General features: G+C 73.5%; 15 protein-coding genes. 7 read left to right on the top strand and 8 right to left on the bottom strand.

What is annotated here, in order from left to right; all coding sequences use genetic code 11:
- Positions 1-49: 49 nt before the first annotated feature.
- Together ACIRFL_RS07655 and ACIRFL_RS07660 are read right to left on the bottom strand one after the other, a co-directional pair.
- On the bottom strand, positions 50-1,417 hold the full coding sequence (locus ACIRFL_RS07655) for a cryptochrome/photolyase family protein (protein ID WP_404025052.1): 1,368 nt from the start codon (positions 1,415-1,417) through the stop codon (positions 50-52).
- A 16-nt stretch (positions 1,418-1,433) separates the two neighbouring features.
- A complete protein-coding gene (locus tag ACIRFL_RS07660; protein WP_404025053.1) occupies positions 1,434-2,945 on the bottom strand; it encodes an SDR family oxidoreductase in 1,512 nt (503 codons plus the stop codon).
- 350 nt (positions 2,946-3,295) lie between these two features.
- On the opposite strand from ACIRFL_RS07660, the gene ACIRFL_RS07665 reads away from it, so the two are divergent.
- The gene (locus ACIRFL_RS07665; RefSeq protein WP_404025056.1) at positions 3,296-6,346 is read left to right on the top strand and encodes an FG-GAP-like repeat-containing protein; all 3,051 of its coding nucleotides are present in this window, start codon (positions 3,296-3,298) and stop codon (positions 6,344-6,346) included.
- Positions 6,347-6,792: 446 nt separating this feature from the next.
- Here ACIRFL_RS07665 and ACIRFL_RS07670 read toward each other — a convergent pair whose 3' ends face one another.
- Complete coding sequence (locus ACIRFL_RS07670) at positions 6,793-6,972, bottom strand: hypothetical protein (RefSeq protein WP_404025058.1); 180 nt, start codon at positions 6,970-6,972, stop codon at positions 6,793-6,795.
- Between ACIRFL_RS07670 and ACIRFL_RS07675 the strand changes: the two genes are divergently transcribed.
- The 6 genes from ACIRFL_RS07675 (at position 6,960) to ACIRFL_RS07700 (ending at position 12,834) form a co-directional block, all read left to right on the top strand.
- Positions 6,960-7,190, top strand: coding sequence for a hypothetical protein (locus ACIRFL_RS07675; protein WP_404025061.1), 231 nt, complete (start codon positions 6,960-6,962; stop codon positions 7,188-7,190). The genes ACIRFL_RS07670 and ACIRFL_RS07675 overlap by 13 nt on opposite strands.
- A 199-nt stretch (positions 7,191-7,389) precedes the next feature.
- Positions 7,390-7,893, top strand: coding sequence for a DUF3592 domain-containing protein (locus ACIRFL_RS07680; protein WP_404025062.1), 504 nt, complete (start codon positions 7,390-7,392; stop codon positions 7,891-7,893).
- 497 nt (positions 7,894-8,390) lie between these two features.
- A complete protein-coding gene (locus tag ACIRFL_RS07685; protein ID WP_404025063.1) occupies positions 8,391-8,807 on the top strand; it encodes a hypothetical protein in 417 nt (138 codons plus the stop codon).
- Positions 8,804-11,182 carry a tetratricopeptide repeat protein gene (locus ACIRFL_RS07690; RefSeq protein ID WP_404025066.1) on the top strand — a complete coding sequence of 793 codons (2,379 nt, stop codon included), beginning with the start codon at positions 8,804-8,806 and terminating at the stop codon, positions 11,180-11,182. Before ACIRFL_RS07685 ends, ACIRFL_RS07690 begins: the two co-directional genes overlap by 4 nt.
- Before the next feature lie 37 nt (positions 11,183-11,219).
- A complete protein-coding gene (locus ACIRFL_RS07695) occupies positions 11,220-11,594 on the top strand; it encodes a hypothetical protein (RefSeq protein WP_404025068.1) in 375 nt (124 codons plus the stop codon).
- A 331-nt stretch (positions 11,595-11,925) separates the two neighbouring features.
- The gene (locus tag ACIRFL_RS07700) at positions 11,926-12,834 is read left to right on the top strand and encodes an alpha/beta fold hydrolase (protein ID WP_404025071.1); all 909 of its coding nucleotides are present in this window, start codon (positions 11,926-11,928) and stop codon (positions 12,832-12,834) included.
- Positions 12,835-13,187: 353 nt separating this feature from the next.
- Here the strand turns inward: ACIRFL_RS07700 and ACIRFL_RS07705 are convergent, their stop codons facing one another.
- The 5 genes from ACIRFL_RS07705 to ACIRFL_RS07725 all read right to left on the bottom strand — a co-directional run bounded on the left by ACIRFL_RS07705 (position 13,188) and on the right by ACIRFL_RS07725 (position 22,108).
- A complete protein-coding gene (locus ACIRFL_RS07705) occupies positions 13,188-13,850 on the bottom strand; it encodes a response regulator (protein WP_404025074.1) in 663 nt (220 codons plus the stop codon).
- Positions 13,847-15,001, bottom strand: a complete 1,155-nt coding sequence (locus ACIRFL_RS07710; RefSeq protein WP_404025076.1) for a sensor histidine kinase — start codon at positions 14,999-15,001, stop codon at positions 13,847-13,849. Before ACIRFL_RS07710 ends, ACIRFL_RS07705 begins: the two co-directional genes overlap by 4 nt.
- Positions 14,998-15,837, bottom strand: coding sequence for a lysostaphin resistance A-like protein (locus ACIRFL_RS07715; protein ID WP_404025079.1), 840 nt, complete (start codon positions 15,835-15,837; stop codon positions 14,998-15,000). The genes ACIRFL_RS07710 and ACIRFL_RS07715 overlap by 4 nt, the downstream gene beginning before the upstream one ends.
- Positions 15,838-16,200: 363 nt before the next feature.
- Positions 16,201-21,795, bottom strand: a complete 5,595-nt coding sequence (locus tag ACIRFL_RS07720; protein WP_404025081.1) for a trypsin-like peptidase domain-containing protein — start codon at positions 21,793-21,795, stop codon at positions 16,201-16,203.
- A 7-nt stretch (positions 21,796-21,802) separates the two neighbouring features.
- Complete coding sequence (locus ACIRFL_RS07725; RefSeq protein ID WP_351742983.1) at positions 21,803-22,108, bottom strand: trypco2 family protein; 306 nt, start codon at positions 22,106-22,108, stop codon at positions 21,803-21,805.
- Positions 22,109-22,140 lie beyond the last annotated feature (32 nt).

A 22,140-nucleotide genomic window follows, 5' to 3' on the forward strand; every position in this document is an offset into this window, starting at 1 on the left:
ACAGTGGTCCATGTACCGGATTGATGTATCCGCCCGGCGGGCCGCCCGGTCAGTCGGTTCTCCGGTGTTCTCTGAAGCGGGTGGCCGCCTCGGCGAGGTTCACGATCGGGGCGGGGTAGTCCAGGCCCGCACGGGTGGCCGCGTCGAGGTGGGGGACGCCGTGGACCGCGGTGGCGTCGAGGTGGCTCAGCTCGGGGAGCCAGCGGCGTACGTACTCCCCGCGGGGGTCGTACCGGTGTGCCTGGACGAGTGGGTGGAGGAGCCGGTTCGGGCGGGTGTCCGTGCCGGTCCCGGCGGCCCACTGCCAGTTGAGCTGGTTGTTCGCCACATCGCCGTCGACAAGGAGGTCCAGGAAGTGGCGGGCTCCAACCCGCCAGTCCACGTACAGCGTCTTGGTGAGAAAGCTCGCCGCGAGCAGGCGGGCCCGGCCCGGCACCCAGCCCTCGTGGCGCAGCTGTCGCAGGGCGGCGTCTACGACGGGGTAGCCCGTGCGGCCGTCCTGCCAGGCTTCGAACTCCTTCGTGGCGCGGCGCCAGCGGTCGTGCCGGGGCCGGTAGTCGTGGTCGGCGGCGTCGGGGCGGGCGGCCAGAACCTGGTGATGGAAGTCCCGCCAGGCGAGTTGGCGGACGAAGGCGTGCGCACCGGGATCGTCCTGGGCGCGGGCCCGGTGCAGCAGTTCGGTGGGTGAGAGGCAGCCGAAGTGCAGGTAGGGGGAGAGCCGGGAGGTCGCGTCGGCGGCCAGGTCGTCGTGCCGGTCGGCGTATGCGGACAGCGGGCCCGCCAGCCATGACCGCAGCCTGCGGCGGGCCTCGGATTCCCCGCCGGCGGGCAGGCCGGGCGACGTGGAGCCGGACGCGAGGGACGGTGCGCGAGGAAGGCCGGCCGAGCCCACGTCCGGTAGCCGTACGGCGTCCGGGGCCGGCAGGACGCCGCGCACGGGGAAGCACTCCCATCGGCGGAAGTACGGGGTGAAGACGGCGAAGTGGCCCTTGCCCTGAGGTGTCAGTGCCCCCGGCGGTACGACCGTCAACGAGGCGTCGTGGACGCGTAGTTCGCGTCGGTCGCCGGCCAGCTCGGCACGCAGCCGGTCCTCGCGCCGCGCCGCGTACCGGCTCACCCCGCCCGCGATGTGCACCACGGCCGCCCCGGTCTCCGCCGCCACCCGGCAGGTCTCCTCGACCACGTCGCCGACGCGCACCACCAGCCTGCCGCCCCGGGCCCGCAGGGCCGCGTCGAGGTCGGCCAGGCTGCCGGCGAGGAACGCCACGCGGTTGGGTACGGCGGAGCCGGTGCGGCGTATGCCGCTGTCGACGACGAAGAGCGGGACGACACGTTCCGCGTCCCGCAGGGCGGCCTGGAGGACCGGGTTGTCGTGCACCCGCAGGTCGGCGGTGAACAGGGCGACCGAGACGCGCACAGCTCCTTGAGCCCCCTCAGTGCGTACGGGCCGGTTCAGGGCCGGCGGATTCGGCCGCGGCGGCGATGTTGCGGGCCATGCGGCCGAAGACCGCGGCGTGGAAGGGGGCCAGGCCCCACCAGTAGGCGTATCCGGCCAGGCCGTGCGGATGGAACAGGGCCCGCTGCCGGTACACCGTGCGCCCCTGAGGATCCCGGTCGACGGCCATCTCCAGCCAGGCCAGGCCCGGCAACCGCGTCTTCGCGCGCAACCGGAGCAGCCGGCCCGGCTCGATCTCCTCCACTCGCCAGAAGTCCAGGCTGTCGCCGATCCGCGGCCGGGTCGCGTCCCGGCGGCCCCGGCGCGGGCCGACACCGCCCACCAGGGTGTCCAGCCGGCCACGCAGGGACCCGGCCCGCGGCGAGGAGTACCAAGGGTTCTCGCCGCCGATCGCCTCCACCGCCCGCCACAGCACCTGCGGCGACGCCGCGACCGTGCGCTCGCGGTGATCCGTGTAGAGGCTTCCGCCCGCCCAGTCGGGGTCGGTGGGCAGCGGGTCGCTGGGTGCGCGGGGAGCCGAGGCTGAGGACCACCTGGTGGCGATGTCCGTGTCCTGTACGCGCCGCAGAGCCAGCCGGATCGCCCGGTCGAGGGTGACCGGTCCCTCCGCGGGGTCGGGCACGTAGCGGACGATGTCCCGCTCGGCGCAGACCACCTCGTGTTTCAGCGACTCGACCAGCGGGCGCGCGAGAGCGCCCGGCACCGGGGTGACCAGACCGACCCAGAGGCTGGACAGCCGGGGCGTGAGCAGCGGAACGGGCACGATGACGCGTTTCGGCAGACCGGCGACGACGGCGTACCGCCGCATCATCTGCTCGTACGTGACGATGTCCGGTCCGCCGATGTCGAAGGCGCGGTTCACGTCGTACGGCAGCCTCGCGCATCCCACGAGGTAGCGCAGCACGTCGCGGACGGCGATCGGCTGGATACGGGTGCGCACCCAGCTCGGGGTCACCATCACGGGCAGCCGTTCGGTCAGATGTCGCAGCATCTCGAACGAGGCCGAACCCGAACCGATGATCACGGCTGCCCGCAGTATGGCGGTCGGCACGCCCGAGGCCAGGAGGATGCGGCCCACCTCGGCGCGGGACCTCAGATGGGGTGAGAGTGCGTGCTCGGGTACTCCCGAAGGGCTCAGACCGCCGAGGTAGACGATCCGACGGATTCCGGCGGCGCGCGCCTGCTCGCCGAAGATGCAGGCCGCGCGCCGGTCGGTCTCCTCGAAGTCCCGGCCGGTGCCCAGCGCGTGCACCAGGTAGTACGCGACGTCCATGCCCTCCATGGCCGCGCGCACGGAGCCCTCGTCCGTCACGTCACCGCGCACGATCTCCGCCCGCCCGGCCCACGGATGGTCCCGTAGCCTGCCGGGTGAGCGGGCCAGGCATCGCACGGAATACCCGGCGGCCAGCAGCTCCGGCACCAGCCTGCCGCCCAGGTAGCCGGTGGCGCCGGTGACCAGACTGCGCAGCGGCCGGTCGTCGTCGCTCATGCCGCTCGCACACATGCCTGTCGAGTGCGCGTTGTCCGGCGACGGCCGGCGGACCGGGGCACGGGAAACGTCATGGCTCATGTCCTCCCGGGGCGTGCGGTGCGATGTGCTCTGCCGCTGCTCCCCTGATGCCATGCTTGCGGCCGGGGACGAGCGCCGCAACCTCGCCGGCTCTCCTGCACAAGCGGTCACCACCTCACAGGTCATGGACAGGGCAACTGCTACGATCCGGCCACTTGCCTGGGGGGATGTCTGAACGTCGTCTGTGTCGCGCGCCCATGGCGTGCGGTTCGCGCGGCGTGCGCATGAGCTCTCCCGGCCTTCGCCTACCGTTCCCGGAGAGGTCCTGCATGGGTAGACGTGCGCTCGTACGAGGCGCCACCGCCGCCGTTGCCTTCACTCTGGCCCTCGGCCTCGGCTCGCTGACGGTCGGCAGCGCGCACGGTGAGACGGCCACCGGGGAGGTGACCGTGCCGGCCACCCCGGCCCTGCTGCCGCAGACCAGTCTGCTGAGCGCGGGCCCCTCGGGGTTCCTCCGCTACGAGAACGGGCGCGGCCAGCTGTGGACGACGTACGACGGCGTCGACACGGTCGTCGACGCGTCCGCGTCGGCCGGGGCCGAGGGCCCGAGTGCCGGCGCGGGCTCGGACGTCGTCGCCCGCTACGACGACTCCGCGCGGACCGTGACCCTGCGGGACATGACGTCCGGCAAGGTCAGCACGGTCGCGCTCCCGGACGGGCAGCGGTACTTCAGCACCCTCGGGTCCACGGTCGTCACGACCGCGGGAACACAGGGCACCGACGCCGTGTGGCATCTGCTGGACGTCCGGGACGACGGGTCCGTCGCCGACCGTACGGTGGAGGGCGTTCCCTCCGGCGTCTACCTGTCGTCCTCCACGTCGCTGGGTGACGCGCACGGGCAGGTCGTGCGGTACCGCAAGGGCGACGACGACTTCACCGGCTGGCTCGATGTCGCGCAGGGGCGCCTGACGACGCTGCCGTACGCCGTGCAGTCGTGGTACTCCCTTGTCGCGCTCAGCCCCACCCATCTGGTGTGGTGGTACGACGGCACTCTGCACATCGCCTCCCGCAAGGACCTGACCGCCGCCCCGCGGACCATGCCGCTCGCCGACGTCGGGCAGGTGCTGGGCCTGGTCGGAGACAGCGTCATCGTGTCGCGGTACGACTCCTCCCTGGGCCGCTACAACACCGACCTCCCGGTCTGGCGGGTCGACGCCGTGCCCCTCGACGGCTCCGCGCCGCGGACGCTGCTGGCCAGGACGTCCCGGCAGGCCGTGCCGACCCCGGACGGCGGGCTGCTGGTGCCGGGCGGCGCCGGCACCGACCAATGGGGTGTCTCCCTCGTCGAGCCGGCCGAAGGCGGCGGGGTCACCGTGCGCAGGGTCGCGGACGCCTACCCCCGGCCGACCGTCCACAAGGTCTCCCAACTGACCCTCACCCAGGGGCGGTTGACCACCGTGGAGCAGGATCCCGAGGGGGAGTGGACGTATCTCCACACCCGTGAGACCGGCGCGACCGGCGTCCCCACGGTGGGGGCACGCACCACCCGGGGCCGCATCGCGCCGGAGAACTACTCACAGGGCCGCCCGCGCCTCCTGGACACCGGTGACGGCCGGACGGTCATCTCGGGTTACGGCACGAGCGCCGCCCAGCAGCCCTACCTCCTCGGGTCCACCCAGTCGCTGCCCGGCACCCGGATCGACAGCTCCCGCGTCTACCAGTCCGCGTCCGCGGCCAGTGGCCGTTTCGCCGCCCTGACCAGGCCGTGGGCCAGCGACGGAACGGCGGAGACCCGGGTCGTCGACCTCGATTCCGGGCGTACGGTGTTCACGACGACGGACGGCGTGCGGGCGCTGTGGGGCACCACCCTGTGGGTGACGTCCGGCAACGACACCGCGGTCCCCGTCGACCTGCTGACCGGGCGGCGGGGCGAGCCGGTGTGGTTCGGAAGCGGCTGTCTGCTGAACGACTTCCAGGCGGTGGGCCGGTGGCTGCTGTGGAACTGCGTGCGCGGCTCCGAGGGCCTGGGCGTCTACGACACCGTCACCAAGCGGAACCTGACCCTCGTCTCCGGCCCCGACTGGGAACAGGCGCAGCTCGGCGACGGCTTCGTCGCGACGGTCGAGGCCGGGCAGCTGAAGGTGATCGACGTCCGCAGCGGGACACCCGTGTCGCACACCGCCGGGGCGTTCGAGGGGAACGCCTGGGACGTCGACCCGTACACCGGCGTGATCGCCCAGCTCCGCTCCGACAACACCGTCCGTCTGACTCCGAGCGGCGTCCCCGTCTCCGCCCTCGTCCAGCGTGACGCGACCGTGGCCGCCTCGGTGGACGTCAAGGGCGGCGCCGCGCAGTGGAGCCCGAAGTGGTGGCTGAACAAGTCCGCGGCCTCCTGGAAGCTCCTGATCGCCGGCAAGGCCGGTACGACCGTGCGCACGCTCTCCGGCGGTCTGGCGCGCGGTGTGGTGGCCCCGGCGTGGAACGGCAAGGACGGCTCCGGCCGTCTCGTGCCCAACGGCGCCTACACGTGGACGCTGACCGTCACCCCCGCGGACGGGCGGGGCGCGGCGCTGACGAAGAAGGGCACGGTCAAGGTCACCGGGGCCGCAGCGGCCCGCCGCGACTTCGTCGGCTCGGACGGCTTCGGCGAGTTGGTGACGCTGAACGGCTCGGGCGGGCTGACGTACCAGTACGGGACGGGGAAGGGAACGTTCACCGGGAAGCGCACGGGCTCCGGATGGCCGACGACGGTGAAGGCGGTGCCGTTCGGCGACCTGAGCGGTGACCGGTGCAACGACGTGCTCGTCCGGTTCAGCAGCGGCGCGTTGCGCGCCTACCGGCCCGCGTGCGGGGCGGCGCCGACGCCGTCCACCGCGTACACCTCGCTGGGTACGGGCTGGAACCAGTACGACGTGCTGACCTCGCCCGGGGACATCAGCGGTGACGGCCGGGCCGATCTGATCGCCCGCAAGGCCTCGACCGGCGACGTCTACCTCTACAAGGCGACGAGCACGGGCAAGTTCTCCGCCAGGGTGAAGATCGCGTCCAAGTGGACGGGTTACAAGAAGATCGTGGGCGCCGGTGACCTCAACGGCGACGGCTACGGCGACCTGCTGGCGCAGGACAAGTCGAACGAGCTGTGGCGCTACGACGGCACCGCGACCGGCAAGTTCAAGAGCCGGGTGAAGGTCTTCAACGACTGGGGCCCGTCGTACAACGTGATCGTGGGCGTGGGCGACATCACCGGTGACGGCCGGGCCGACATCGTCTCCCGCGACACCTCCGGCGTCCTGTGGCGCAACAACGGCAACGGCAAGGGCTCCTTCGGCGGCCGTACGAAGATCGCCACCGGCTGGCAGGGGTACAAGGCCCTGTTCTGAACCGGCTGCAGGGACACGGCCCTGTTCTGAGCCGGCCTTCACCGCCGCACCGCGGGCCCGGACGACGTGCTTCGTCCGGGCCCGTTCCATGCCGTGTGCCCGGGACCTACTCGCAGCGGTCCGCCGAAGACCGGGCGCACCCGCGCCGAGCCCGTACGCGGGCAAAGGGGTTGCCGTGGGCCGCCGGGGTGACGGACGATCTGGCGGGGCGGTGTGCCCCGTGATCGGGGGGATCAAGTGCACTGGGCAGAGGTGCTTCAGCACGTCTCAGCGGCCGGCGCGGCACGTCGGCGGGCGGCGACCGGCGCAGGCGGGCGGTGCCGCTCGGCCTGCTCTGCCAACTGCTCCAGCACCCGTTCTGCCACCTTCTCCAGCGCCTGCTCCGTCCCGTAGCCAGCGCGGGCAGTCCGCTGCCGGTGAGGTCCGGTTCCCTACGAGGTCCGCGCCTACGACAGGGCGGGCAACGAGTCCTCCGGCACCGCCGACGCGGGCGCCACCACCGTCGACAGGACGGCCCCGGCCGCGCCGCGGTCCGTCACCGCCACGGTGAGCGCGGCGACCGTGCGGGTCGGCTGGCAGGCGGTGGCCGACGCGCAGGACTCGGGACTTCGTGGTGGACGTGGCACCCGCCGAGGCCGACAAGGACCACCGACTCAGCGGCTACGAATGGCGGTTCTACGGCGACTGCGGCTCCACCAGTTGGCAGCGGCTCGCCGGCGAGACCGGCACCGTCACCTGGCGTCCGAGCCGCACCGGTTCCTGCGATCTCCAGGTGTACGCACTCGGCCACTACGGCTCCGGCAGCAGCGTCAACTCCGCCGTCCAGCACTTCACGGTCTCCTGAACCTCCCCTCCGTACTCCGCCCCGTGGCAAGGGAACGGGGCGGGGGCCGGTGCTTGTGGTGACGCCGTTTCCCAACGGGGCATCGTGGTCGGCCGGTTGGGGTGGGCCGCGGTTCCGGGCCGGGGCCTGGGGCCGGGCGTGGGCGGTGGGGTGGCTGGGATAGCGTCCGTACTCACTCCGTACAGGTGAGAGGGATGCCGTGAAGGTTCTGACGGGCGGGCTGGGGGCCCGCCGGTGGATCGTGTGGGGGGCCATCGCGTTCGGGGCCCTGTTCTTGGGCATCGGGCTGGTCCTGACGGGGATGTCGGTGTCGTTCCTGGCGTCTGCGGAGCACGCCCGGGGCACGGTGGTGGGCCTGGACTGGCGGTACGAGCAGCGGAGCGACAGCGGCGGCGTATCGCGCACCAGGCGGGTGCGTGAGGAACCCGTGGCGTACCCGGTGGTCGAGTTCGTGTCGGCGGACGGCATACGCAGGACGTTCCGGAGCGACACGGGTGCGAACCCGCCGGCGCACGAGGAGGGCGACGGGGTCGAGGTGCTGTACCGCGCGGACTCCCCCGAGGACGCGCGGATCAACGGGTTCGCCTCACTGTGGCTGCTGCCCCTGGTCTTCGGCGGGATCGGCCTGGTGATCGCGGGAATCGGAACGGGCGTCGCGATGGCGACACGGGGCCGCTCCCGGTACGTGTCCACCCGCCGGTGAGCCCTCGGTGACGGTCCCCCGTGGAACGGGCCCGACCGAGCGACGGTGCGCGGCCCCGGCCCGCGGCCCCGGCCGGGGGCGGGCCGTCTCGGTCGGGACAGGCGGTCACGGCGTGGGCGAGCGGTCACGGCAAGGGCGGCGGTCACGGCAAGGGTGAGCGGTCACAACCACGGCAGGCGGTGTCACGGGCGGGGCCGGTGTCAGGTCCAAGTGGGCGTGCGCGCCTCGGCATTGCGGGCGCCGATCTGTCCGCGCCCGTCCGTGGCGGCCCGCCGTGTCTCCGTCGTCGCGGCCGTCCAGCGGCTTTCCCAACCGCCGCGGACCGGGCCGGTACCGGCCCCTCCTGACGGTTGCCTTCCCCCACCAGAGCAGCCCCTTGGAGGACTTGGCCTGGGGCTCGGGGGCGGTGCGGTGCTTCTGGGGGTTGTTGGGCTGCGGACGCGTTTCCGTACGCTGGGTTTGCGGTACGAGTCGGTTCGCGGGCCGAGGAGTTGAGGATGAGCACGGAGATCGTGCAGTTCATGGGGCAGGCGGGCCCGTATCTGACGGCGGCCCTCGGTGCCTATGGCGCGGGGGTGTTGGCCCGGACCGAGGACGCCGCGGTCGAGGCGACGGCGAACGTGGGGCGGCGCATGCTGCAAGCGGTGTGGCGGCGCCGGGACGAGCAGGGACGTGCCGAGCTGGAGGCGGCCGTACAGGACGCGGCCGAGGACGCCGAGGACACCGACGCGGCTGCCGCGCTGCGCCAGCAGATCAGGCGGACGGTACGCGAGGACGCCGAACTGCTGCGCGAACTCGCCGCGTTGCTACCCGTGAACGGGCCGGTGACGGTGACGGCGTCCGGTGAGCGGTCCATCGCGGCCCAGACGATCGGTACCGCAGTCACCGGTGACAACACCACGCTCGGGCCGTGAGCGGGCCCCATCCGGCGCCGCCGGGCGGACCCCAGGCGTCCGGCCCTCGATCGGTCGCGGCCGGCGGCGGCATCGAGGTGGCGATCACCGGTGACGGCGCCCGCGTGGTGATGCTTCCGCCGGAGGCGGTGCGCTGGGCGCGTGAGGTGAACGCGCCGCCCGGGGCGGCGAATCTGCCCGGATCGGCGTCCGGGGTGTTCATGGGCCGCGGCCGGGAACTGGCGCGGCTGCGGGAGCTGTTGGCCCGGGAGGGCGAGGCCGCGGTGACCCCGTCCGCGTCCCGGACCCGGGCGATCCACGGGCTCGGCGGGATCGGGAAAAGCTCCCTCGCGCTGCGCTACGCCCACGAGTACCGGAGCGAGTACACGCTCGTGTGGTGGATCACCGCCGAGTCCGCCGAACAGATCACCACGGGCCTGGCCGCCCTGGCACTACGGCTGTGCCCGCAGTGGGCGGCTGCGGTGGGCGTGCCGGAACGGGCGGCGTGGGCGATCCTCTGGCTGCAATGGCATCCGGGCTGGCTGCTCGTCTTCGACAATGTGGCGGACCCGAAGGATCTGCGGCATTGCCTCGGGTCACTGCCCGACGGGCATCATCTGGCCACCAGCCGCAAGGCGACGGGCTGGCACGACATCGCCCCGACCATGGCCCTGGGCCTGCTCGACCCGGACGCCTCCGCGGACCTGCTGTGCGCCCTCGCCCTCGGGCCGGGGCGGTCGCCGACCGCGGAACAGCGCCGTGAGGCCGAAGAGCTGGCCGCGGAACTCGGGTACCTGCCCCTGGCGTTGGAGCAGGCGGGCGCCTATCTGCACCAGACCGGCATCGAACTGGACGCATATCGGCGGTTGTTGGGCCGGGTCGTGGACAGAGCGGCGGACGGCACGGATCCGGAACGTACGATCGCCCGCGTCTGGAACCACACGCTGAGCGCCATCGAGGGCCGTGACCCGCTGGCCGTCCGGCTGCTCCACACGATGGCGTGGCTGGCGCCCGACGACCTCCCCCGGACGCTCCTCGCTCCGGTGGCCCCCGACCCGGTCGCGCTGGGCGACGCGCTGGGTGTCCTGCACGCCTACAACATGATCGCCTTCACCGCCGACCGCCAGGGTCTCACCGTGCACCGCCTGGTGCAGACCGTGCTCCGCATCCGGGCCACCGCCGCATCCCGCACCGCCGTCAAGGGCCGGCAGGAGGCCGAGCAGGGGCTGTGCCACGCCATGCCCGACGCGCACGCCGTGGGGCCGGAGCGGGACGCGCGCTGGGAACGCCTCCTCCCCCACGTCTTCGCCCTGGCCGCGTCCGCGCCGCCCGAGCGCCCGGTCTCAGCCCAGTTGGCCGACCTGTACGAGGATGCGGCCCACCACCTTGACCGACAGGGCCGCAACGCCGACTCCGTCCCGCTGCGCACCGCCGTCGTCGCGCATCGCGAGCGGGTGCTGGGCGACGCCCACCCCGACACGCTGACCGCCCGCAACAATCTCGCCGGTGCCCACCAGGACGCGGGGGATCTGGGGCGGGCCGTCCCGCTGTTCGAGACCACCCTCGCGCAGCGCGAGCGGGTCCTGGGCGACGATGACCCCGCCACCCTGCGCAGCCGCAACAACCTGGCCCTCGCCTACAGCGAGGCAGGGCATTCGGAGCGGGCCGTCCCGCTGTTCGAGGCCACCCTCGCGCAGCGCGAGCGGGTGCTGGGCGCCACCCACCCGGCCACCCTGACCAGCCGGAACAATCTGGCGCTCGCCTGCATGAGGGTGGGCGACCTGGCGCGCGCCGTACCACTGTTCGAGACCACCCTCGCCCAGCGCGAACAGGTGCTGGGCGGTGCTCACCCCGCCACTCTGACCAGCCGCAACAACCTCGCCCGCGCCTACCGGGCGGCGGGCGACCTGGCGCGCGCCGTCCCGCTGTACGAGACCGCCCTCGCCCAGGCCGAACGGGTGCTGGGCGCCACCCACCGGGACACCCTGACCTTCCGTAACAACCTCGCCGGCGCCTACCTGGCGGCGGGCGAGCCGGCGCGCGCCGTCCCGCTGTACGAGGCCACCCTCGCCCAGCGCGAGCGGCTGCTCGGCCCCGCCCACCCCGCCGCCCTGCGCACGCGCGCCAGTCTCGCCATCGCCTACGAGAACACGGGGGATCCGGCACGGGCCATGCCGCTGTACGAGTCCGCCGTCGCCGGCTTCGAGCGGGTACTGGGTGACGCCCACCCCGACACCGTGACCGCGCGCAACAACCTCGCCGGTGCCCGCCGTCAGGCCCGGTCGGTGCGGCAGTCCGGTGCTGCATTGGCGTCACCGGCGTCACCGGGTCGGCGGACTGCGCCTCCGGCCGCCGAGCCGACCCTTCCGGATCGATGTGACTATCACTCCAGGTGACTTCTCCTCTCCCTACGGTCACCATGGAGGACGATCGATGAACATCACTCTCAAGCGCCTGCTCGGCACCACCGCGGCGGTGACCACCGGCGCGGCTGCCCTGCTCGGCGCCGGCGCCGGTACCGCAGGCGCAGGCGGCGCAGGCGGCAGGGCGCACTGCGAACGCGCCGAACGGATCATGTGGAGCAGTGGGCCGAGCACCGACGTGATCGGCCACCGGTGCGACCTGCCGGACGAGAAGCGCCGCTGGTACACCATCGAGATCGACACGCTCGTGCAGACCCATCACGAGATGGACTACCTGAACGGAAAGGTCGACCGCACGGAGACCCTGCACGGCAGAACCGTCAGATGCCTGGGCTATACCTCCGGTAACGGCACGGTGCACTGGTTCGGCTGCCCGCCCTCCTGACGCACCCGCCGGGGGTTCCCGTGCCGACGCCCCGCCCTCCCGGCCCGGCGGGTCGCCCCACGGAGGGGGCGGCGGGGGTCGGCCGCACGGGTGCCCCCGCGGTGGTCGGCCGAACCGGCGTGGCCGGCCCTGTGCGGCTGTCCCTCCTGGGAGCTACGCGCAGATACCCGCCACAGGGTGACGAATCCGGGCCGCCCGATCCATAGATTCAGTGGTGGCAGCGGCGCTCCGGCCGGGAAACCCGGCGCGGGGCCCGGTACGGGATGCGGTGCCGAGCATGTGTCGCACCGCCGCCGTCAGCCACCGGTTCACTGTCTTTCGGGAGGGCTCAATGATGCGCGCAATCAGGGCGACCGCCATGGCGGCGCTGTGCTGTACGGTCGCCGGCGCGGGGATCGTCGCCTGCGCGGAGGTCGCCCGGACGCAGTCGCAGCCGGCGTCCGCCACGACCGCGCGAGAGGCCCACGGGGATCCGTTCACCGGGACGAAGAAGATCCGTGCCGCGGGCCACTCGGTGAACGTCTCCTGCTCCGGACGTCCGGCGGACGGCAGGCCGCTCGTCGTCCTGATGGCCGGTGGCGGCGACGGGCTGGACACCATGGCCGACCTGCAGAAGACCCTGGGCAAGAAGGACAGGGTCTGCTCCTACGACCGGCTCGGCGAAGGCGCCAGCGACCGGCCCGACGGCCTCCAGACACCGGCGAGCAGCGGAAGGGTACTGACCGCGGTGCTCGACCGGATCGCCGGTGACGGTCCGGTCGTCCTGGCCGGCCACTCGCTCGGCGGGCTGATCGCCGCCCGGTACGCACCCGACCATCAGGACCGGGTCAAGGGGCTGGTGCTCCTCGACGCGACGATACCGGCACTGACCGGCGACATTTCGAGGGTGATTCCCGAATCGGCGACCGGGCTGGCCGCGGAACTGCGGGCGCAGACCCTCGCGGTGAACAAGGGCGAGAATCCGGAGAAGTTCGTCATCACCGACGCGAAGGTGCGTTCCGCCGGGAACATACCCGTGGAGATCGTCAAGCATGACAAGCAGTACGACTCGGTTCCCGGATACGGGCCCGCGCTGGAACGGATGTGGTCCGACGGACAGCGCCGGTGGCGTGCCCTGTCCCGCCACAGCAGGCTCAGCACCGCGGCGGGAAGCGGCCACTACATCCACGTCGACCGCCCCGACATCGCCATCAAGGCCATCCAACACGTCACGTCCCAGTCCAGCACCCACCACCGCTAGCCCAGTTGGGCGGCAGCTGGCGCGCGCGTCAACCCAGGAGGCCGCGTGGGCCAGTTGGGCGGGAGCCGGGGGTGGGTCACGTCGCCGGGACCGGAACCGGTCCGGCGGCAGGCGCGGCAAGGGGTTTGCCGCCCTCGGCCCCATCGTCGTCTGGGCCGAGGCCCCACTTGCAGCCTGACGGACGGGACGCCGGGCGGCCGGGGCGGGGATCGGCACCGCACCTCAGGCACATCCGACACGTCATCATGCAAGCCACCTGCGGCACCGACTCCGGCGGTAGCTCATCAGGGAACCCCCGGGCAGCAGGCGCGGTGGCGCATGTGTCAAGGACCGGGGTGGGCGTGCTGGGTGGGTCAGGTGGCGAGGCCGTGGCGGTAGGCGTAGACGACGGCCTGGACCCGGTCGCGTAGGTCCAGTTTGGTGAGGATGCGGGAGACGAAGGTCTTCACGGTTTCCGGGCTGATCTGGAGGGTTCCGGCGATCTCGCTGTTGGACAGGCCGTCGGCGATCAGCCGGAGCACCTCGAGTTCGCGTGGGGTCAGGGGGATGCCGTTCGTGCCGCCGCCCTCGGCGGGTCGGATCCGGGCGGCGTAGCGGCCCACGAGTTGGCGGGTGACGTCGGGGTCGAGCAGGGCCGCCCCGGTGGCGACGGTCCTGATGCCGTGCAGGAGTTGGGCGGGCGGCGCGTCCTTGAGGAGGAAGCCGCTGGCGCCGGCACGCAGCGCCTCGTAGACGTACTCGTCCAGGTTGAACGTGGTCACCACGAGGACCTTCGCGGGGTGGGGGACGCCGGCGCCGGCCAGCAGGCGAGTGGCCTCGATGCCGTCGAGCACGGGCATGCGGACGTCCATGACGACGACGTCCGGGCGGAGCCGGCCGGCGAGGTCGACCGCGGCCCGCCCGTCGGCGCACTCCCCGACGACCTCCAGGTCGGGCTGTGCGTCGATGATGGTCACCAGGCCGGTGCGGACGAGCATCTGGTCGTCGCAGACCAGGACGCGGATCGGGGCGGTCATGAGGGGTTCCCGGCGGGTATGCGGGCCCGTACCAGGAAGCCGCCGCCGGCCTCCGGGCCGGCGCTGAAGTCGCCGCCCAGGACGTCGACGCGTTCCCGCAGGCCGGCCAGGCCGCGTCCGCTGCCGCCCGGTGCGGCCGGCTGCGCGGCGGACGCGTCCGTGCTGACCTCCACGGTGATCTCCTTCTCGGTGTGCCGGACCCGTACGGCGGTGTGGCTGCCGTACGCGTACTTGAGGGCGTTGGTGAGTGCTTCCTGGACCACCCGGTAGGCCACGAGGTCGGCGCTGCCGGTCACCTGGGCGGGGGTGCCGTCCTCGGTGAAGTCCACCGGCTGGCCCGCCTCGCGTGTCTGGTCCACCAGGGTGCGCAGCCGGCCCGCCGACGGGGTTCTGGCCCCGGTGCCGTGGTCGGGGTTGAGCAGGTCGAGCAGGTGGCGCAGGTCGGTGATGGCGCGCCGGCCGGTGTCGGTGACGGCGGTCAGGGTCTGGTCGAGGCGGTCGGGTGCGGCGGTCAGATAGCGTGCCGCCTCGGCCTGTACCACCATCGCGGTCACATGGTGGGTGACCACGTCGTGCAACTCGCGGGCGATACGGGCGCGTTCGGCGGTCCGGGTGTCCTGCGCGACGCGGCGGCGGCGTTCGGCCTCCGCGGCCCGCGCCGAGCGCAGCCAGCCCCCGATGCCCCAGGCGAGGGCCAGCGCCAGGTAGAACATCACGAACTCGCCCGCCGGTTCGCCCGTACCGAGCCGGTACAGGGCGACGGCCAGCGGCACGTACGCCGCCGAGAAGCCGAGCGCGGTGGCGCGCCGGTGCCGTTCCAGGCGGGAGCCCACGCCCAGCAGTGCGAGGGGCAGCGCGGTGCCCGCGAGCGAGTGGTAGCCGCGCAGTTGATCCACGGCGAAGCCCGCGGACACCAGCGCCAGACAGGCCACCGGCCACCGCCGGGACACCGCCAGGGGCAGGCATTCCAGGGCGATGGCCAGGACGGCGAGCACATCGAGGGGGCGGGGTGGCAGGCCGCCGAGCTGGGTGCCGTGGCTGTGGAACGCCGGCACCAGCGACGCGGCGAACAGCAGCGGGCCGAACAGCGGATACCAGGCCGTGACGTCGAACCCGCCGCGCGGCCGGGCGGGTCGCCTGAGGCTGATCACCGGGCGAGTGTAACGGCGGCGGCGGCCCGGTCGGTGCGCCGGCGGCGGGGCACCAGGTGGCCGCGGCGGCGGGCCAGCCACAGGAACGCGATCGTGATCAGCACGCCGAACACCACCGTGTACAGGCTGCCTTCAGGGCCGAAGTCGCCGCCGCTGATCAGCTTCGGACCGGATGTGGCGGCGTCGAGCAGTCCCTGCGGGGTGCCGTTGCCGGAGACCTCAGTGCTGAAGATGCCGCCGACGGCGAAGTTCCAGCCGAAGTGCAGGCCGATCGGCACCCACAGGCTGCGGGTGGCGATGTACGCGGCCCCGAGCATGCCGCCGGCCTCGACCGCGATGGCGACGGCACCCCACAGGTCGGCGTGCGGGTTGAGCAGGTGCGACAGGCCGAACAGCGCACCGGTCAGGGTCAGCGCCAGCCACGTTCCGGTGCGTTCCTCGATGATGCGGAACAGGACGCCGCGGTAGAGCAGTTCCTCCGTCACCGCGGCGGCGGCCATGAAGCCGAACAGGCCGACGGCACCGGCAGGCGAGCCCAGGCCGTCCACCCGGTAGTGGCCGAGGAAGGCGAGGTTCGCGAGGACGGCCCCGCACAGCAGCACCCCGATCACCGCTCCCCGGGCGATCGCGGCACCGGCACCGGCGCGGGCCACCTCGGTGACCGGGCGGTGCTCGGTGCGCCGTACCACCCAGCCGTAGACGGGCACCGCGACCACCGCGGTCAGGACGCCGACGACCAGCGTGAGCCACGGGCTCTTGTCCTGCGCCACGGTGACGCCCTGCCCGCCGACGAACGAGACCGCCGCGACGGCCACGAGCTGCCAGACCAGCCTCATGAACACTCCTTCACCCGGTCCGCGGCCCGTGCGCCGCGGCTGCCCCGAACGCTAGGGATCCGACGGCCCGAGATCGTCACCACTGAGTGGACACCTGCACGTAGCTCGCACGGGGGACAGCCCCGGGCCTGGCGCTGTGGGATTCGACAGCGCGCCCCGAAGGGGCGCGGGGAACTGCGCGACCAGCCACGACGACGCCGCGGACGACCGACGGCCCGACACCGCCACGAAGGGTGCCGCGGGGCTGTATCGATATGCGGCCCCGCCGCGATGGGGGTCCCCCCTGTTCGAGCGAAGCCGAGAACTCGGGGGAGCGACCAGCCACAACGGCGCCGCGGACGAGCGACGGCACCCAGCGGAGCGCTAGGCGTGGTTCAGTTGGTCGAGTTCGTCGGGGGTGAGGTCGGGGCGGGCGCGCAGCGCGTCGCGGACGGTCGTGGCCTTGTCCGTCGTGGCGTGCTCGGTCAGCCAGGCGAGGGCGAGGGCGATCGCCCGCCGTGTCTGCTCGGCTGACAGGTCGTCGCGGGCCAGCAGCGGGCCGAGCACGAACCGGGCCCGTGCCGCCGACGCGTGCTCGCCGAGCCAGGCGAAGGAGAAGGAGACCGTTCGCGCGGCGTCGGCGGGACCGAGTCCGGCATCCGCCAGGAGCGGTTTGAGGACGATCGGCGCACCGGCGACGGTGGCGTGGTCCGCCAGCCAGGTCAGGGCCAGCGCGCGGACCGCGGGGGCGTTCTCGGCGGGCAGGTCGCCGCGGGCGAGCAGCGGGCCGAGCACGAACCGGGCCCGTGGGGCGGGCGCGTGGTCGGCGAGCCAGCGCTGTGCGGCGACGGCCGCCCGCCGGGCGTGGTCGGGCGTGAGGTCGGTGCGTTCGAGCAGCGGTCGCAGCACGTGCGCGGCGCTCGGCGCGCCGGGATACCGGTCGAGCCAGTCGAGCGCGGCGGACGCGGCCCGCCGTACGTCGTCGGCCGGCCGGTCGGCCCGGGCCAGCAGCGGTTTGAGTACGTAGCCGGCCCCGAAGGCGGTGGCGTGCCCGTCCAGCCAGGCGAGCGCCACGGCGGCGGACCGCCGGACCTGGTCCGCGGTCGCTTCGGGCCGGCCGAGCAGCGGGTCCAGCACGAAGCGTGCCTCGGTGAGGGACGCGTGCTCGTCGAGCCAGGCGAAGGCCGCGGCCAGCGCGCGCCGGGCGTCCTCGGCGCTGAGGTCGGTGCGGGCGAGCAGCCGCCCGAGCACATAGGCGGCGTCGACGGTGAGCGTGTGCCGGTCGAGCCAGGTGAGCGCGGCGGACGCGGACCGCCGGGCGTGCTCGCCGGTCAGGTCGGCGCGGGCGAGCAGCGGTTTGAGTACGTAGCCGGCGGCGAGGTCGAGGGCGCCGCGGTCGAGCCAGGCCAGGGCGGCGGCGGCCGACCGCTGGGCGGCGGCGGGCCGCAGGTCGGCCCGGACGAGCAGGGAGTTGAGGACGAACCGGCCCTTCGGTGTGGTGGCGTGGTGGTCAAGCCACACCAGGGCGGCGGCGGCCGACCGCCTGATGTCCGCTTCGGGCAGGTCGGCGCGGGCCAGCAGCGGCACGAGTACGTAGCCGGCGCCGGGCGTGGCGGCGTGCAGGCCGAGCCATGCCGTGGCCTTGGCGACGGCCCGCCGGGCGCCCTCCGGGCCGAGGTCGGAGCGGGCCAGCAGCGGGTCGAGGACGAACCGCGCCTCCGGCAGGGCCGCGTGCTCGTCCAGCCAGCGGTACGCGGCGGCCCGCGCCCGCGGTGCCTCGTCGGCGCCTGAGCGCTCCGCCGGACATGCCGCGCTGTGCCGTCGGTCGTCTGCGGCACCGTCGTGGCTGGTCGCGCAGTTCCCCGCGCCCCTTCGGGGCGCCGTCGAACCGCCGCGGACTTCACTGGACCTGGTCAGGTCGGGGCGGGCGAGCAAGGTGTTCAGGACGAACTGGGCGCTTTGTGCGGTGGCGTGGTCGTCGAGCCAGGCCAGGGCCGCGGTGACGGCCCGCCGGGCGGCGTCGTACGGCAGGTCGGCGCGGGCCAGCAGCGGTTTGAGTACGTAGCCGGCGCCCGGCCCGGCGAGATGGCTGTCGAGCCAGAGCAGCGCCGCGGCGACGGCCCGCCGGACGTCCTCGGCGGTGAGATCGCTCCGGGCCAGCAGCGCGTTGAGCACGGACTGCGCCCTCAGGGTCCCGGCGTGGTGGTCGAGCCAGCTCAGCACGGTCGACGCGAACCGCTGGGTGTCGTCCGTGCCGAGGTCGGTGCGGGAGTCCAGGGCGTCGAAGACATGGCGGGCCTCCGGCGCGGTGAAGTGGTCGCCGAGCCAGGCGAGGGCGGCGGGCAGCAGTTCCTGTGCTTCGCCCGGCGGTACGTCGGGGTGGGCGAGCAGCCGGCCGAAGACGTAGCCGGCGTCGGGTGTGGCGGTGTGCCGCTCCAGCCAGACGCGGGCCGCGGCGAGCGCCCGCCGGGCCTGGTCGGGGGTCAGGTCGCCGCGGGCCAGGATGACGTTGAGGACGTAACCGGCGCCCAGCGTGGTCTCGTAGTGGGCGAGCCAGGTCACCGCGGTGCTGATCGCCCGCTGGGCGTCGGCCGCGGTGAGGTCGGACCGGGCGAGCAGCGGTCTGAGGACGTAGCCGGCGTCGCCGATCATGCGCTGGTCGAGCCATGTCAGGGCGGCCGTCACCGCCTGCCGGGCCTCTTCGGGGGTGAGGTCGGCGCGGGAGAGCAGCGGGGCGAGGACGTGCCCGGAGTCGTCGGCGGCGTGCTGGTCGAGCCAGGCCAGGGCGGCGAGCACCAGCCGGCGCACATCGGCCTCGGCGAGGCCGGGCAGGGTGAGCAGGCGGCCGAGGAGGTACTTGGCCCGCTCGGCGGTGGTGTGCTGGTCGAGCCAGGCGAGGGTGGCGCGGGTGACCCGCTGGGCGTCGGCGGCGGTGAGATCGGTGCGCAGGACGAGGCGGCTGAGGACGAACTCGGCGTCGGCCGCGGTGGCGTGCCGCTCCAGCCAGACCAGCGCTGCGGCCAGCACCCGCGCGGCGTCCTCGGCGGCCAGGCCGGAGCGCTGGACGAGGCGGCTGAGGACCGACTCGGCGTCGGCCGCGGTGGCGTGCCGCTCCAGCCAGGCCAGCGCGGTGGCCAGCACCTGGGCGGCGTCCTCGGCGGCCAGGTCGGTGCGGGCGAGCAGCGGGCCGAGCACGAACCGGGCCTCCGCGGTGGTGGCGTGCTGGTCCAGCCAGCGCAGGGCCGCGGCCGGTGCCCGCCGGGCGGCGTCGGCGTCGGCGTCCGTGTCGGTGCGGGCGAGCAGCGGCGCGAGGACGAACGTGGCCCGGTCGGTGATGCCGTGCAGGTCCAGCCAGGTGAGCGCGGCCCGCACGGCCCGGCCCGCGTCGGCGGTGCCGAGGTCGGCGCGGGAGAGCAGCGGCCGCAGGATGTGTCCGGCGTCGGGCGCGGTCGCGTGGTGGTCGAGCCAGGCCAGGGCGACCGACAGCATCCGCCCGGCGTCCGCGGCGTTCAGGTCGGCGCGCGGCAGGAGGGTGCTGAGCACATAGCCGGCGCTGTGCGTCGCGGTGTAGCGGTCGAGCCACACGAACGCGGCGGCAAGGACCCGTTGGGCGTCGTCGGGGGTGAGATCGGCGCGGGCGAGCAGCGGTCTGATGACGTAGCCGGCGCCGGCGTGCGTGGTGTGCCGGTCGAGCCAGGACAGCGCGATGGTGACGGCCTGCCGCACGGCCTCGGTCGGCACGTCGGTGCGGGAGAGCAGCGGGCCCGCGACATAGTTGGCCTCGCTGGTCAGGCCGTGGGTCTTCAGCCATGCCAGCGCGGTGGGTACGAGCAGCAGGGCACCGTCGCCTGGCAGATGGCGCAGTCCGCGGTGGAGCACGTGCCGGGCGTCGTGGCCGGCGCCGTGGTCGGCGAGCCACGGGCTGACGACCTGACCCCAGTTGTGCACGGCGGAGGCGGACCAGGGCGGTCCGGAGCAGATGGCGCCGAGCGCGTAGCCGCCGACGTCCGAGTCGTGCCGCATCAGCCGGCCGATGTCGGTGGCGTGTGCGGTGAACCATGCGTCGAGCACGGCCGCGCTCGCGGCGGCCCGGTCGGCGAGGACCAGGTCGTTGACGAGCCGGCCGATGGTGACGGCGAAGCGGCCCACGGTGCGGGCGCCGGTGAGGCAGCCGGCGAGCAGGGCGTGGGTGCCGGGGACGTCCGGCGCGGAGTCGGGCTCGGGCAGGATGACCGACTCGACGAGCTGGTCGGCGACGATGTCGTGGGCGACCGACAGCACCCCGTCCTCGTCCTCGAGCCAGCCCAGCGACACCAGCGTCGCCACCACGTCGGCGGCGGCGGGCACCTCGCCGGTGGCGCCGACGACCGCCGCGTGCGCGGCCGCCACGACCTCCGCGTGTTCCTGCGGGCAGGCCGCGGCGGCGGCCGCCGCGGCCACCAGGCCGTGCGAGGCGCGGGCGGGGGTGTAGATGTTCGGGCGGCCGGGCACGGCGAGTTCGTCCTCGCTGAGCCGGCTGTGCAGCCAGGCGGGCAGTTCACCGCCGGCCCGCAGGCCCGCCGTCTCCGGCATGGACAGCATCCCGGCGTTGACGCGGCGCTCGATCTCGCGGGCGATCAGCAGGGCGACGATGGGGCGGTCGCCGCTGACCGCGAGCATCCGGTCCCGGCCCAGCTGCCGGATGGCCGTGGGGGCGAGCGTCCGCAGCACATTGTCGGTGACCTGCCGCTGGAACGGTTCGTCCTGGCGCAGCTTCACCTCGTCGAACAGCTCGTACACCAGGGCGCGATCGGCCTTCAGCAGCCAGCCGGGCCGTGCGGAGGCGAGCAGCGCGAGGGGGACGCCGCGGCGGCGGGCCTCGGGCAGCAGGTGGTGGCGCAGGGCCAGCAGGTCGAGGCTGGTCTCGTTGAGGTCGACCACCAGCAGGACCGGGGTCAGCTCGGCGAAGACCTGGTCGGCTATCTGCTCGATGACCGACTGGTTTTCCTTCTCCTTCTCCTTGTGGGGCAGCACGTGCAGCACGCGCCAGCCCTGTTCCAGCGCGAGCCGGCCCACCTCCAGGCCGGTGCGGCTCTTGCCGGTGCCGGCCGTGCCCACCAGGAGCACGCCCCGGTCCTCGGACATCACCAGCCGGGTCAGCAGCTTCTTCGGGGATGCCTCGTTGTCGCTGCCCGGTGAGACGAACGGCAACCGTTCCGGAGTGAGGTTCTTCTCGAAGTCGCTGAAGCCCTCGATGAGTTCGCTCTGGGAGATCACCGCCCGCAGCCGGCGCACGGGTTCCTGGACGGGCGGGTCGAGCGGCACCGCGCTGGGCCGTACGAAGTTGTCGGCGAGTACGGCGACGAACTCCGGGTCGCGCAGCGCCTCGGCCACCGGCTGGGCCTCCGCGCTGTTCGGCCCCGCGGCACGCAGCCGGTGGGACTGCACCCCGATCAGGAACCTGTCGTGGGCGAACAGGGCCGTGCCGGACATGCCCTGCCAGGCGTCCTGGCCTTCGGGGCCCCGTTCGTGGGGGAAACGCGAGGTGATGGCGAGGTCGAGCAGCCCCGACTTCATGTTGGAACCGAGCTGGACGCGTCCCGTGACCTCGTGGGTGTCCCGCCGGTCGAAGCCCTCGAACCGCTGCGAGGCGGCCCGCTGGGCGAAGGCGGGAAAACCGATGCCGGTGAACGGCACACCGCCCACCGCGTCCGGGAGGCTGCCGAAGACGACCTGCGGTACGGCGCCGAGGCCCGCGGGCGGCTCGGCGAGGCGCAGCAGCGCCATGTCCTGCCCGGTGCCCCGCCACACCACGGTGGCGGGCAGCTCCTCCTTGTCCCGGCCGAGCATCACCGTGCACGCCGGGTCCGTGGCCGGGCCGAGCAGGTGTTCCACGGTGAGGACCAGCCGGGCGCTGATCAGATAGCCCGAGCCGTACTCGATGGTGCCGTCCCGTCTGACGACGACCTGCGCGACCCTGCGTTTGTCGAGCGAGCTCATCCAGCGGTCAGCCGGTGGGGAAGAGGCTCGACACGTCGTCGCCCGTGAGGACCTGCTCGCCGGTGTCCGTCTCGGCGGCCAGGCTGAGCTTGACCGTGTGCGTCTGCGCCGACTTGCCGCCGCCCTTGCCGCCGAGGGACACCACCCAGAACCGCACGCCTGCGTTGGCCTCGGCGGTCTTCTCCACCGCTACCTGGAGTTCCAGGTCGATGGAGTTGATCCGGAACCGTACGTCCTGGCCGGCCGCCGCCAGCCGGGCACGGTCGATCTCCGACCGAAGTGACGTGAGCAGATCGGCCAGTTCGATGTCCATACGGTCCCCCGGAACGACGCGGAATCAGTCTG

It is taken from the genome of Streptomyces sp. NPDC102462, assembly GCF_044765425.1.
Lineage (GTDB): Bacteria > Actinomycetota > Actinomycetes > Streptomycetales > Streptomycetaceae > Streptomyces.

Excerpts from the sequence above, each read along its gene's own strand:
- ACIRFL_RS07660 (WP_404025053.1), bottom strand. The coding sequence starts at position 2,945 with ATGAGCGACGACGACCGGCCGCTGCGCAGTCTGGTCACCGGCGCCACC.
- ACIRFL_RS07665 (WP_404025056.1), top strand. The coding sequence starts at position 3,296 with ATGGGTAGACGTGCGCTCGTACGAGGCGCCACCGCCGCCGTTGCCTTC.
- ACIRFL_RS07685 (WP_404025063.1), top strand. The coding sequence starts at position 8,391 with ATGAGCACGGAGATCGTGCAGTTCATGGGGCAGGCGGGCCCGTATCTG.
- ACIRFL_RS07695 (WP_404025068.1), top strand. The coding sequence starts at position 11,220 with ATGAACATCACTCTCAAGCGCCTGCTCGGCACCACCGCGGCGGTGACC.
- ACIRFL_RS07700 (WP_404025071.1), top strand. The coding sequence starts at position 11,926 with ATGATGCGCGCAATCAGGGCGACCGCCATGGCGGCGCTGTGCTGTACG.
- ACIRFL_RS07705 (WP_404025074.1), bottom strand. The coding sequence starts at position 13,850 with ATGACCGCCCCGATCCGCGTCCTGGTCTGCGACGACCAGATGCTCGTC.
- ACIRFL_RS07715 (WP_404025079.1), bottom strand. The coding sequence starts at position 15,837 with ATGAGGCTGGTCTGGCAGCTCGTGGCCGTCGCGGCGGTCTCGTTCGTC.
- ACIRFL_RS07720 (WP_404025081.1), bottom strand. The coding sequence starts at position 21,795 with ATGAGCTCGCTCGACAAACGCAGGGTCGCGCAGGTCGTCGTCAGACGG.
- ACIRFL_RS07725 (WP_351742983.1), bottom strand. The coding sequence starts at position 22,108 with ATGGACATCGAACTGGCCGATCTGCTCACGTCACTTCGGTCGGAGATC.